Raw genomic sequence first — 13,403 nt, 5'->3', positions numbered from 1 at the left:
TACAATTGTTTATTTGAAATTGTAATGATTGAAATTTAAAATAGTATTTTTGCATTATGGAAACAAATAGACAGAAAAAAATAGGCGGTGTCATCCAAAAAGATTTGGTTGATATTTTGCAAGGTGAAGTGAGAAAAAATGGAATTAATAATTTGGTAATTTCAGTATCCAAAGTTAGTGTCACATCAGATTTATCTGTAGCAACAGTATATTTAAGTATTTTTCCTCAGGATAAAGCCAAAGAAACATTAGAAGGTATAAAATCTAATTCGACTTTAATTAAGCACGATTTATCGCAACGTGTTCGTTTGCAATTGCGTCGCGTACCAAACCTTGTATTTTTTATCGATGACTCATTAGACTACATCGAAAAAATCGACAACGCTTTATCTAACAGAGAGAACCCAATCGAAAACCGTGATCTTTTAGAAAAAAGAAGAAAGTCATAAATTGAATTTCCCACTTTACATAGCCAAACGTTATATTTTTAGCAGAAGTAAAAACAATGCTATTAATATCATTAATTACATTGCCAGCATGGGAATCATTGTTGGTACAATGGCTTTGTTTGTGGTTTTATCTGTTTTTAGCGGATTGAAAGTTTTCAGTCTTTCGTTTACAAATGAAATAGATCCTGATTTAAAAATTACAAATACATTAGGCAAATCATTTTTGCTTACGCCAGATCAGGAAAATCAAATTAAACATATTGATGGCGTTGCTTCATATACCAAAATTATAGAAGAGCGTGTTTTATTTTTGTTTAAAGACAAGCAGCAAGTTACTTACTTAAAAGGAGTCGACAAAAATTATCCTGTTGTAAACAATATCAAAAAAAAGTTATTTAATGGAGAATGGCTTAAACCAGATACGTATCAGGTAGTTATTGGATACGGAATTGCACAGGATTTTTCATTGGGAATTCTGGATTTCGAAAATCCGTTGCAGATATTTGCACCAAAACCTGGAAAAGGCGCATTTGAAAACCCGGATGAAGCTTTTAATAAAACAGAAGTTTTACCCGTTGGAATCTATTCTATAAGTGAAGATTTAGATTCAAAATATGTTTTTGCTGATTTAGGTTTAGCACAGGAATTGTTAATGTATAAACCCAATCAGATTTCTGGAATTGAATTTCATTTAAAAGAAAATGCCAATGAAAATGCTATAAAATTGCAACTTCAAAATATTTTCAAAAATAAAATTACATTAAAAAACAGAGCACAACTTAACGAGTCTTTGTATAAAATGCTTAATACAGAAAACATTGTCGTTTATCTGATTTTTACTTTGGTTATAATTGTGGCTCTTTTTAATTTAGTTGGTGCCTTGATTATGATGATTTTAGAAAAGAAAGGAAACTTAAAAACCCTTTTCAATCTTGGAACAGAAATCAATACAATCCGAAAAATATTCCTGCTTCAGGGAACTTTGCTAAGTGTTTTTGGAGGGATAATTGGTCTTATTCTGGGTATTATTTTAGTACTGCTGCAACAACAATATGAACTCATAATGATAACGCCAACTTTGGCATATCCCGTTGTTTTTACTGCAGAAAATGTATTTATTGTTTTAGGAACAATTGTTTCACTTGGTTTTGTGGCGTCCTTAATTGCCAGCAGCCGAGTGAGTAAAAAGTTATTAGATTAATATTTTTCCGTCAAAAAATAATACTTATATTTATCCTCTTAAAAATCTATAGCCATATGTTTGTTTCTGCCTAATCCTATTTTATTTTTTCAATAATTAGGATACTTCCGTTTTTTTCTTGAGTTCAGAGCTTTGAATCTGGACTAATTTTATCATTTATCCTAACATACCATGACAGAAACAACAATACAGAAAAGTCTATTTTCTAAAATTTACACCACATTAAAACAAGCCATCAAAGGAGATGAATCTTTTGATTATACAGCCGGAAGCATCAAAAAAGCAGTTATTCTATTAGCCATTCCTATGGTTTTAGAAATGATGATGGAATCGGTTTTTGCCTTAGTCGATTTATATTTCGTTGGGCATTTAGAACATAGCAGTTTTGCAATTCAAACCGTTGGTTTGACAGAATCCGTACTTACGATTATATATTCTTTAGCGATCGGAATGAGTATGGCGGCAACGGCCGTTGTTGCGCGACGTATTGGAGAAAAAGATCCTGTCGCAGCTGCAAAAGCCGGAATGCAGGCCATTATAATTGCATTTGCAGTAAATAGCGTAATGAGCATTTTTGGAGTTATTTATGCCAAAGATATTCTGTTACTTATGGGAGCATCTGCCGAGGCAGCAGAACACGGTTATCATTTTACTCAAATTATGATTGGTTCAAGTTTGTGCATCATGCTTTTATTTTTGATTAACGGAATATTTCGCGGAGCCGGAAATGCAGCGATAGCCATGAAAAGTCTTTGGTTAGCCAATATTTGCAATATCATTTTATGCCCCGTTTTAATTAATGGTCTTGGCCCAATTCCAGCTTTTGGATTAACTGGCGCAGCTTTAGCAACTACTTTAGGAAGAAGTATTGGTGTATTGTACCAAGTTTATCATTTGTTTTCAGGAAATGGCGTTTTAAAAATTAAGATAGCTTATTTTACTCCTGATTTTAAACAAATAAAAGCATTAGTAAAAATTGCTGCTCCTGGAATTTTACAATTTGTAATTGCATCCTGCAGCTGGATTTTTCTGGCGCAATTAGTAGCTACAACTGGCGGCGATCATGGTTCTGCAGGTTATCAGACAGCGCTGAGAATTATGATGTTTTTTATACTTCCTGCATGGGGACTAAGTAATGCAGCGGCAACTTTGGTGGGTCAAAATTTAGGAGCCAAACAAATCGAGCGTGCAGAAAAATCGGTATTTACAACAGCGAAATACAATGTGATTTTTATGGCAACGATCATGATTATTACATTGTGTTTTGGTCAATATATTATCTCGTTTTTTACAAATGATGAATTGGTAAAAACGGTTGCGATTGAAGCCTTGCAAATTATGAGTATCGGATTTATCTTTTACGGAATTGGAATGGTTTTAATAAATACATTCAATGGAGCAGGAGATACCTGGACACCAACCGGAATTAATTTTTTCGGGTTTTGGCTGTTTCAAATTCCACTGGCTTATGTATTAGCCAAACATTTTAATATGGGCCCAACGGGAGTTTTTATCGCAATTCCGGTTGCTGAAACTGCAATAACATTAGCGGGAATTTTCTTTTATAAAAGAGGAAAGTGGAAACGTATTCAAGTATAAATTGTAAACAAAAAGACCTTCAAATTTGAAGGTTTTTTTATGAAAATAATTTTGTACCTTTGAATGTACAAATCAAGGTACAATAAATCTATAACGATGAAAGCAATAACAATATCTACATTACGGAAAAATATAAAAAACTATTTTGATGAAGTTTCTGAATCATCAGAAATTATTGTTGTTCCAAGAAACACAGAAGAAGATGCAGTTGTAATAATTTCTATGAAAGAGTATAATTCAATATTAGAGACGCAACATTTATTATCAACTAAAGCAAATAGAAAAAGGCTTAGTGAATCTATTGAACAATTAGAAAAAGGAAAACTTACATCTTATAATATAGAAGAATTGTAATTGAAGTATGGATATTTGTTTTACTAAAAATGGTTGGGAAGAGTTTGAATATTGGATTGAAAATGATACTGATACAGCAATAAAAATAAAAGAATTAATTAAATCAATTAGAGAAAATCCATTTAAAGGAATTGGAAAACCTGAACCTTTACGACATGATTTAAAAAGTTTTTGGTCCCGAAGAATTAATGGGGAACACAGACTAGTTTATAAAGTTTCAGGAACCAAAGGTGTTGATCAAAAATGCATTATAATACAATGTAGATTTCATTACGATGATTAATTTAAATAAAAAAGACCTTCAATTTGAAGGCCTTTTTTATTTAAATCTCTTTGTCAAAGTTTTTGTTATTTTAAACAAATTCATATCCTGCATATACCTGTTCAATTTCTTTCATAATCGCGAATAAATTTTCAGGTTCATCAGTTGTAACTAACTTTTGTTTGTATTCTTTAAAAGAGTGAATTCCTTTGAAATAATTGGTATAATGACGGCGCATTTCAACAATTCCCAAACGTTCACCTTTCCATTCCATTGACCACATTAAATGATTTCTGGCAGCTTCTACACGATCAGCAACCGTTGGAGCAGCTAAGTGTTCACCCGTTTTGAAATAATGCTTTATTTCGTTAAAAATCCACGGATAACCAATTGCGGCACGACCAATCATGATTCCGTCAATACCGTATTCGTTTTTATATTTTAATGCTTTTTCCGGACTGTCGATATCGCCATTTCCAAAAATAGGCATTGTAATTCTGGGGTTATTTTTTACACGTGCAATGTGCGACCAATCGGCGTGGCCCTTGTACATTTGCGCACGCGTTCTGGCGTGAATGGTTAAAGCCTGAACGCCAATATCCTGAAGTCTTTCTGCAACTTCATCGATATTGATAGAATTTTCATCCCAGCCCAAACGTGTTTTTACCGTTACTGGTAAATCTGTACTTCTGATAACGGCTTTTGTTAAACGCACCATCAAATCGACATCTTTCAAAACTCCGGCACCGGCACCTTTACAAACCACTTTTTTTACCGGACATCCAAAATTAATATCCACCAAATCAGGTTTTACTGTAGAAACAATTTTAGACGAAAGTGCCATTGCTTCTTCATCTCCACCAAAAATCTGAATTCCAACCGGACGTTCGTAATCAAAAATATCCAGCTTCATTCTGCTTTTGATAGCGTCACGAATTAATCCTTCCGAAGAAATAAATTCAGAATACATCATGTCAGCGCCATGCGTTTTGCATAATCTGCGAAACGGCGGATCGCTCACATCTTCCATCGGAGCAAGTAATAAGGGAAATTCAGGTAATTCTATGTTGCCAATCTTGACCATCTTCAATATTTTGTGCAAAATTACAACATTTAGTTCAATTTGTACCAAATTGAGGTTCAAAGGTTCAGAGAGGCAATCCCGAAGCCTCGGGACAAAGGTTTTAAATTTAGAGGTTAAACCTTTGTCCCTTTGAACCTTTGCAACTTTGTACCTTAACTATTGAACTCTATAATCGAAAAACCGAATTGGTTTTCGGCTCATCGGATTAAAAACCAAAGGATTTAAAATTTCTTTTGGAGCGAATTCAATTTTTGGAGTAACTCTTAATTTGGCTCTAAAGTGATCTTTTATTTCCTGTAAAAATTCTGGAGATTGATTCTTTGAAGCAATTTTTATCAGGATTTCATCTGTTCCTAAATCGTTGGTAGAAATCTCAATAATGTGATTTTCGATGTTGTCAAAATCTGTCAGAACATCATTCATCGCAGGCGGATAAAGCGTTGTTCCTTTATATTTAATCATTTGTTTTTTACGTCCTACAACCGGGCCAACGCGAACTGTATTTCTTCCGCAAGCACAAGGTTCGCTTTGCAATTGCACAATATCGCCGGTTTTAAAACGCAATAAAGGCATTGCTTCAATTCCTAAAGTAGTGAACGTTAATTCGCCGGTTTCGCCATTTTTCACAGGATTATTATTTTCATCCAAAACTTCGATGATAATCAATTCCGGATGATGATGACCACCAATTCCGTGTTCACATTCTGTAAAAGCAGTGCTCATTTCAGTAGAAGCATAAGTCGAAAACAACTTAATATTCCATTTTTCTGTGATTTTTTTAGACAAAGTATTCATCGAAAAATCCTGATTTCTCAAAGATTCTCCAATGCAAATTGCTCCTTTTATACTTGAATTGTTATAATCGATTCCGTGAATTTCGGCATATTCAATTAATTTCAATAAAAAAGAAGGAACTGTAATTACGTACGACGGCTGGTATTTTAAAATAGAATCCCATTGCAATTCCGGAATTCCGGCTCCAACGCGAATTGCACCAACTTTTAATTTTCTTAATCCCAGAAAATAAGCCAAACCAGCCATAAATTTTCTGTCGATTGTTGTCATCAATTGTACCACATCACCTTCTGCAATTCCGGCGCAGGCAAATGAAATTGCTTCATTATAAGCCAATCGGTCTAAATCAGAATCGGTTAAACCAAAAGTAACAGGATCCCCCAAAGTTCCGGAAGTAGAGGCGTAGTCAATGATTTTATGTTGCGGAACACAAACAAAATCATCGTTATATTGTTGTAAATCTTCTTTTGTTGTTACAGGCAAATGCTGTAAATCTTCAAGTGTTTTAATTTTCGAAATATCGATATTTTGTCCGGCAAAGAGTCTTTTATAAAAAGGAGAATTTTGGCTGATGTAAATTAAAAGTTCTGCTAATTTTTGCTCTTGAAAAATTTTAATTTCTTCTAAAGAATTTTTTTCTATTAATGGAATCATTTTAATTTTCTTTTGATTTTTTTTAAATATTTTTCAATTTGCGCTTTTTCAGGAGCTGTGGTAATTTCCTTAGTCAGTGCTTTTTCAAAATTAGCCTTCGCTAACTGCCAATCTTTTTTTTGATAAAAGTACAACCCTGCTTTGTAATACACAACCCAATAATTGGAGTTTAAAGATTGATATTGTGCAATAAATTCGAGACTAATATTTTCTTCATTTTTTAAACACAAATCTATCTGGTGATCTTCAATTCTAAATTTTTGGTAATTGCTATACGCAGCAGTTTCCAAAAAAGGATCTTTAGCAATATTCAAATTTTCCTGTTCAAAAGAAACGACAGCGCCGGGTTTTCTTCCTTTAAAAATAGAATCTAAATTGTAACAAACAAATTCGCCCAATTGATACGGATTTGCTGAAACCCAAACCATTTTTTCTTTCGGTTTGAATATAATGCCGTGATGTGCCATTAACTGATTCAGTGCTTTTTCATTTCCGTAACCGATAAGATTATCCTTTAAACCTTCTTTATTTCGAAGAATTTCTGACGCAATTTTTGGGTTTATTTTTACGCTTTCTTTAAAAAGTTCCTGCATTCTTTCGAAGCGATATTCAGAATGACTGTTGGCAATTTGAGACTGATTTCGATTGTCATTTTTTAAACCTTCACTTTGAAAATGGTTAGAACATATTAATTGATTGGCGTTTGGAACATCATAAACATCCATTTTTTTAGGTGAAACTTCAATTAGAACCGCTTTATTATCATTGGCACTTCCAACCATAATCGACTCAGAAACAAAAACTTCGCTTTTTTTTGCAATTGCAATGGCCTCATCAATATTCCTTGCATTCTGTAAAATTTCACGAGTTACAATAGAAATTGGTGCTTTTGCAATCAACGGAATTTTCGATTTTGAGGCATTAATTGTTACCGTTAAACCTTGCTGATTCATTCCTGAAACGGCGCCAATCATTCCGGGCCAGGTAACCATCATAAACGGATAACCTTCTTTAGGTTTTATAAAAGCGACGACCTTATTTTCTGCGAAAGGATCACTTACGTAAAAATCGAAATTTCGACCAAGAATTAACTGGCCGTCTTCAGATTTTTCTCCCCAGGCAGCAAACGACGAACAGCCTACTAAAGCCAAATCCTGCAAAGCGTGACCAATATCGTGCGCGCCATGCAAATATAAACTGCGCAGATATTGAGGTGCAATGTTATTCAGGTTTTGTGAAGTATATTTTGAAATGCCATAAATCTCCGCCTGATATTCATTCGGAACGTGCAAATACAATTTTCTATTGTACCATTTTAAAAAACTGCGAAGTAATTGTTGTTCAAATTTTGAAGGAACAATATCTTCAATTCTGGAGAAAAAAATGTGTTCTTGTTTTTTTAAAAGTGAATCTGATAACGCACCGGTATTTGCACCAATTTCAAACGGATCGCCTTCGACATACAATTCCCAAAGACCTTGTTTGTTTTTTAAAAACGAATTTTTTCCTGAAGTAAAAACAGAATCAGATTGTTTGGTTACAACTGGTATTGTGGTATTATAATTTGAAATATCAGGTAAATGATGCATTGATTTTGATGTGCCACAAGAACCCAAAAGCAATAAAAAAACAATAGAAAAAAGGAGAATACTTTGACTTCTCATAGCGTTACTTATTCAGAGGCTTCATTAATTTTATTTACTAAATAGTCTTTTCCAACAATTTCAGAACAGGTTACAACAGCTCCAATTGTTACGCCCAAAACACCATGCATATTTATACTTTGGCCTGTAAGGTAAAGATTTTCTAATTTGGTTTTCGACGGAATAAATGTTTTCATCGGGTTCGTTGCATCTTTTACATAACCGTACATATTACCGTTTGTACCGCCAATATAATCTCTGTAAGAAAGCGGTGTAGAGGTATGAATAGATCTTATGCAATCTTTGATTCCCGGAAATTTTAGTTCGATTTCATGTAAAAACTTTTCGACTTTTCTTGCCTTAAATTCTTCGTAGCTTTCTCCACGATCATTTTCTTCGGCCGTTGTATTAAAAGTATCAACCCAGGGCGCAACATCATCGTAGTTCATGTAGGTTATAAAAGTCATGCCTTCTGCCCATTCTTCTTGTTTTTTCGAAGCGTTCATAGAAGCCATAAAAGCCTTTGGCCACGATTCTTCATCATATTCATAACACGTCCAGATTTCGGTACTTTTCTTGAAATGATAAAAATTATGATTGATGTATCTGAACGTTTCCGGCTTAAAAACCACATATAAACTAAAGGCCGAAATAACGCCTTCCAAACTTTGAATACGGCTAAAAAATGATTTTCTAAAATGTTCTTCTCCTACCATTTTAAGGGTAGTTTTTGGCTCAATATTAGAAATAAAGAAAGAGCCGGAAACACGCGTTCCATCTTTCATCTCTGCCGAAGTTACTTTGTTCTCTTCAACATTAAATTTGGTAACTTCTTTATACTTGTAAAATTCACCACCGTGTTTTTTAAGCTGTTTTAAAAGCTGTTTTGTAATTTGGCTTCCACCATTTATACAGCGCCATGAACTTTGAATGTACGAGTTTACCGAAAGCGCATGAACGTAAAATGGCGATTTGTCCGGTATTCCCGCATACAAAAAATTAGAACCGGCAAGAACCGCTTTTAGTTTATCATTTTGGGTAAATTTTTCGATCGTTTCTTTTGCATTAAGAGAAAGGATTTCATGATCATATTTCCCGTCTGCACGCAAATTATAAAGCGGAAATGAATCGCAAATTTCCCTTACTTTATCGCAATATTTTTCGATATTTTCTTTTTCATCAGGAAAGAAATTCCCTAACTGCTTGACAAAATTATCATAGCCCTGCGCGTGAGGATATTCGTTTTGATCATCTTCAAAAGAAATAATATCAAAACCATCTTCGTCCATTTTTTTTAAATTCAACTGATCGATAATCCCTAAATATTTAAAATATTTATACAGATTTTCTCCTTCACTCAAACCACCGATATAATGAATTCCAGTATCAAAAATGGTTTTATCACGCACAAAAGTTTGTAGGTTTCCACCGTATTGATTGTTTTTTTCGAGTACACAAACGCTATATCCTTCCTTAGCCAGAATAATCGACGAGACTAATCCGCCTAATCCGCTGCCTACAATCACTACGTCATATTGCTCTTTCATTTAGTTTTTCTTTAATACAATTATGGAGTTTTCTTCCAAAATAGAATCAAAACCAAAGTTAATCAATGTGTCTTTTAAACCTGAATTATCAATTAAAATAATACAAGAAGTTGTAGCGACAACTTGCTCTAAATCATTTTTATAATTTTCATCTGAAATTATAACAGCATCATATTGATTTTCTAATGCCGATTCAAAATTTTCGAGATAAGTTATTTTTCTTTTTCTAACGATATAATTCGTTTTGGCAACGTTAAGTTGTTCTTTGTCTTTATTGTAAGAAAAAACTTTTCGTTGAGGTTCCTGCAAAGTTAACAACAAATCGAGTTGTCCGTAATCATTTGATAAATGCAATATTTGGGCTTTCGCCGAAAGATGCTTGTTAAGACGATAATAGGTTTCTAAGTTTTTTTCTAAATTGCTTTTCACACTATTTATGATTTCAATTTCTTTGTAATCATAACTATGAATAAGCATTCTTTTGAAGTACTCAGGGCCTTCAAATTCCTGGCGAATTTTATCAAATTCTTGTTTAAAAAACGTACTTAATTGTTTCGTTCTTTCGACATAATTTTTTCCGAAAGAAAGATTATCAGGTGTAATTCTTTCTAAAATTGAAACAGTAACATGACTGTGATGAATGACAAAATCGCCTTTTGGAATTGCCTCCGAAGCACCATGAATAACAACTGGAATTATATCTAAATTAAATTCTTCGGCAAGATAAAAAGCACCTTTATGAAAACGTTTAATCTGATTACTTTGTGAACGGGTTCCTTCAGGAAAAACCATCAAAGAATATCCTTCTTCTACTTTTTTACGCAAATGTTCCACACCGCTTTCAAGTCCTTCAGAAACCGGATAAAAGCCTGCTTTTCTAACGGCGCCGCCAAAAATAGGAGAATTGTAAACCCAGTCGCTTACTAAAAATATAATTTTAGGACTCAACATTCCCATTGCCAGAATATCGATAAACGAAGTATGATTGGCAATTATAATAGCTGGTTTATCAAAAGTTTCGTTGTATTTATTGATGACTTTTTTATGAAGAAACGGACCTGAATGCAACACCGAATTCATAAATTTTGAAATGACATATCGAAAAGCTTTCATTTTCTTTTTCTCACTAATCGGAATAAGTGGCATAATCGTCATGCTGAAAATCGACATTACAATGCCACCAAAACCGTAATAGAAAAACGAAATGACACCGTGAATAAAAGATCGCAAAACAAATGGCGGATTTCCTTTTTTCGAACGGTTCGATATAAATAGTTTAAAGAGAATAGGATAGAAAATAAACGTTATAATTAACGCTGCAAAAACCCCAATTAATGAAACCGATGAAATAGATCGTAATGCTGGATGTTGCGCAAAAATCATTGCACCAATTCCTAAAATAGTCGTAATTACGGCAAGAATAATTGAAGTTCTGTAAATCGCAATTTCGTTTACTCCTGTGGTATATTCTTTTTGAAGTGCGCTTGTCATGAAAATGCTAAAATCGACACCATGACCAAAAATCAACGTACAAACGATCATACTAAAAATGTTCATCTGAATGCCAAAAATGCCCATGATTCCAGCCGTTACAATTCCCGTTAAAGCAATCGGAATACAACTTACAATGACCAATTCGATTCTTCTGAAAAATAAAAACAAAATCAGAATAACAGCGATAAAAGAATAATTGACAAGAGAATTGAAATCGGTTTTTAGCGTGCTAAAAAACGTTTCATTCATTTGCTGACGATCAATCGCAATAAGATTATTTTTTGCTGAAGCCGATTTTACAAAAGCATCGCGTTGTTTAGGTGAGACTTTTACTAAAGTCGAAATCGTGAAAAAACCATTTTTTTGCGTTACAAATTCATGCAATTGCAAAGCCTGAATTTTAAGATAATCTTCTGCCGAAATAGGTTTAAAATTAAAATCTAAATGATCAAAAAACAGCAAATAAGTGGTTGGTTTGAAACCCAATTTTGAACCTTCGGCAATTAATCCGGATTTTAAAAGCTGCTTTTTATTGGCATCCCAAAACGAATTCCATTTTGCAATTTTTTGTTGCTGCTCTTTTTGCGAAAGCATAATGCCGCCAACGGAACTAAAATTCACAATCTTATCCTGTTGTTTTTCTTTAGATAAAGAAGCAAAAAGCTGGCTGTTATTTTGCAAAACTTCCTCCATACTATTTCCGTAAGAAGCAACATAAATTGTTTTTGAAGTTAAACTCGTGCTTTCTTCCAAATCTTTTTCGGCAGCCTGAATGTCTTTTGGCACAAAATTCAATTGCGACAAATCATTATTAAAGCCAACATTATTATACGTAAAACAGCAAACAATAGTAATAAGAACACAAAACCCAATCAAGATTTTATTATTATGGAATGAAAAATGAGCGAGTTTATCAATAACATTTTTCTTATGTTCAAAATTATTTTGTGCCGGTTTGTACAAATGAGGAACAATCAAAAGAGAGAAAAATGCAGAAGCCATAACGATTACGGCAGCAAAAATTCCTAAGTCATTTAAAGCATCAGATTTTACAAAAAGCAAACATAAAAAAGCAACCGCTGTAGTCGAGCTGCTCATAATTACCGGCATTGTAATGTCTTTATACAAAGTTTTTACATCGCTGTTATGTTTGTAATGCGTAAGAATATGTATGGAATAATCGATTGTGATTCCTAATAAAATAGAACCAATTCCGAGTGAAATTGCCGATATCTGTTCTTTTACAAAATATAAAAAAGCAACGGCAAACAAAGCGCCAAAAACCGTTGGAAGAAAAATAATAAATGGAATTAAAACTTTTCGGTAGAATAAAATCAAAATCAACATTAGCGTAATCATCGCTATAGTTGTCGTTAAAATAATGTCACTTTTAATTTGCTTTGCATTGGCCACAGCAATTAATGCTGAACCAAAATAACTTACCGAAGTTTTGCCTTTAAATTGCTTGTTTAAATTGTTCTGAATTGATGTAAGCTTATCAGCAAAAATGGTGTTTTTTTCGGTTTCGCTCGACGGAAGACTTGAGGTAATAAAAAGCAATAATTTCTTTTTGTCCTTCGTCATTACAAAACCATTGTCGAGCGTAAAATCGTCTCCAATATTAAGTTGCTGTAATTTTTTTAAAGCAATAAAAGAAATCCCAAGCGGATCCTGCAAAATAAAATCTTTAGTTATAAATCCGGATGGCGAAATAATCGATTTATAATTGCCCTGCACAGCTGCGGCAATACTATCTTTTTGTAGTTTATTCTGAATTGCAGCATAATCTTTTTGCTCTAAAAAAAGCGGCAGATTATTGTAGACAAAATCTATAGTTTCCTGAATGTTTTCTTCATCAACTTTTCCCTGAATTCCGGTAATATAAGGTTTGCAGGATTGGGCAACACTATCTGAAAAAACAGTTGCCATTTGCTTTAAATCTTCGTCTGTTCCGTTTTTATCGAGTTTGAAAATAACGGTAATTTTATCAGCAAAATTTAACTGTTTTAACACTTTTGCCGTAACATCAGACTTATCGTTTGTTGGAATAAGTTTGGTAATATCTTCTTCAAATTTAATTTTAGAAGCAAAAAAACCAAAAGCCAAAAGCATCAGAATTGCCAAAATTACCGATAATGATTTCCTTCGATTTACAAATAAATGAATAGCGTAGAAATAGTGATGCATAGTTATTTATTATTGTTCTTTACCACAGATTACAGGATAAATTGCACTTAAAAGTTTGTGTTAGTTCGCCACGAATTTCACGAATTTTCACGAATTAATTTGTGCTAATTTTTGAAATTCGTGGCAAAAAAAAT

10 protein-coding genes are annotated in these 13,403 nt (G+C 33.3%); 5 read left to right on the top strand and 5 right to left on the bottom strand.

Features of this window, described 5'->3' with window-relative positions:
• The first annotated feature begins 56 nt into the window (after window positions 1-56).
• The 5 genes from rbfA (at window position 57) to EV143_RS01295 (ending at window position 3,886) form a co-directional block, all read left to right on the top strand.
• On the top strand, window positions 57-449 hold the full coding sequence (gene rbfA, locus EV143_RS01315) for a 30S ribosome-binding factor RbfA (RefSeq protein ID WP_059115515.1): 393 nt from the start codon (window positions 57-59) through the stop codon (window positions 447-449).
• A gap of 1 nt (window position 450) precedes the next feature.
• Window positions 451-1,650 (top strand): ABC transporter permease, encoded by a 1,200-nt coding sequence (locus tag EV143_RS01310; RefSeq protein WP_133506185.1) that lies wholly within the window; start codon window positions 451-453, stop codon window positions 1,648-1,650.
• 171 nt (window positions 1,651-1,821) lie between these two features.
• Window positions 1,822-3,249: an MATE family efflux transporter gene (locus tag EV143_RS01305; protein WP_133506184.1), complete on the top strand. Its 1,428-nt coding sequence runs from the start codon at window positions 1,822-1,824 to the stop codon at window positions 3,247-3,249.
• A gap of 96 nt (window positions 3,250-3,345) precedes the next feature.
• Window positions 3,346-3,603, top strand: coding sequence for a type II toxin-antitoxin system Phd/YefM family antitoxin (locus tag EV143_RS01300; RefSeq protein ID WP_133506183.1), 258 nt, complete (start codon window positions 3,346-3,348; stop codon window positions 3,601-3,603).
• 7 nt (window positions 3,604-3,610) lie between these two features.
• The gene (locus tag EV143_RS01295; RefSeq protein WP_133506182.1) at window positions 3,611-3,886 is read left to right on the top strand and encodes a Txe/YoeB family addiction module toxin; all 276 of its coding nucleotides are present in this window, start codon (window positions 3,611-3,613) and stop codon (window positions 3,884-3,886) included.
• A 70-nt stretch (window positions 3,887-3,956) separates the two neighbouring features.
• Here EV143_RS01295 and dusB read toward each other — a convergent pair whose 3' ends face one another.
• The 5 genes from dusB to EV143_RS01270 all read right to left on the bottom strand — a co-directional run bounded on the left by dusB (window position 3,957) and on the right by EV143_RS01270 (window position 13,269).
• On the bottom strand, window positions 3,957-4,949 hold the full coding sequence (dusB, locus tag EV143_RS01290) for a tRNA dihydrouridine synthase DusB (protein WP_133506181.1): 993 nt from the start codon (window positions 4,947-4,949) through the stop codon (window positions 3,957-3,959).
• 156 nt (window positions 4,950-5,105) lie between these two features.
• Window positions 5,106-6,398: a phenylacetate--CoA ligase family protein gene (locus tag EV143_RS01285; RefSeq protein ID WP_133506180.1), complete on the bottom strand. Its 1,293-nt coding sequence runs from the start codon at window positions 6,396-6,398 to the stop codon at window positions 5,106-5,108.
• Entirely contained in the window at window positions 6,395-8,062 is a 1,668-nt protein-coding gene (locus tag EV143_RS01280; protein ID WP_133506179.1) for a C45 family autoproteolytic acyltransferase/hydolase, read from the bottom strand. The genes EV143_RS01285 and EV143_RS01280 overlap by 4 nt, the downstream gene beginning before the upstream one ends.
• Before the next feature lie 8 nt (window positions 8,063-8,070).
• On the bottom strand, window positions 8,071-9,588 hold the full coding sequence (locus EV143_RS01275) for a phytoene desaturase family protein (protein WP_133506178.1): 1,518 nt from the start codon (window positions 9,586-9,588) through the stop codon (window positions 8,071-8,073).
• Window positions 9,589-13,269 (bottom strand): 1-acyl-sn-glycerol-3-phosphate acyltransferase, encoded by a 3,681-nt coding sequence (locus EV143_RS01270; protein WP_133506177.1) that lies wholly within the window; start codon window positions 13,267-13,269, stop codon window positions 9,589-9,591.
• Window positions 13,270-13,403: the final 134 nt, after the last annotated feature.

Source organism: Flavobacterium chryseum (assembly GCF_004362015.1).
In the GTDB taxonomy this organism is placed as follows: domain Bacteria; phylum Bacteroidota; class Bacteroidia; order Flavobacteriales; family Flavobacteriaceae; genus Flavobacterium.
This window is presented reverse-complemented; position numbering and strand designations above follow the sequence as displayed.

Bases quoted from the DNA above. Each gene is read 5' to 3' on its own strand.
- rbfA (WP_059115515.1), top strand. From the start codon at position 57: ATGGAAACAAATAGACAGAAAAAAATAGGCGGTGTCATCCAAAAAGAT.
- EV143_RS01305 (WP_133506184.1), top strand. From the start codon at position 1,822: ATGACAGAAACAACAATACAGAAAAGTCTATTTTCTAAAATTTACACC.
- EV143_RS01300 (WP_133506183.1), top strand. From the start codon at position 3,346: ATGAAAGCAATAACAATATCTACATTACGGAAAAATATAAAAAACTAT.
- EV143_RS01295 (WP_133506182.1), top strand. From the start codon at position 3,611: ATGGATATTTGTTTTACTAAAAATGGTTGGGAAGAGTTTGAATATTGG.
- dusB (WP_133506181.1), bottom strand. From the start codon at position 4,949: ATGGTCAAGATTGGCAACATAGAATTACCTGAATTTCCCTTATTACTT.
- EV143_RS01285 (WP_133506180.1), bottom strand. From the start codon at position 6,398: ATGATTCCATTAATAGAAAAAAATTCTTTAGAAGAAATTAAAATTTTT.
- EV143_RS01280 (WP_133506179.1), bottom strand. From the start codon at position 8,062: ATGAGAAGTCAAAGTATTCTCCTTTTTTCTATTGTTTTTTTATTGCTT.
- EV143_RS01275 (WP_133506178.1), bottom strand. From the start codon at position 9,588: ATGAAAGAGCAATATGACGTAGTGATTGTAGGCAGCGGATTAGGCGGA.
- EV143_RS01270 (WP_133506177.1), bottom strand. From the start codon at position 13,269: ATGCATCACTATTTCTACGCTATTCATTTATTTGTAAATCGAAGGAAA.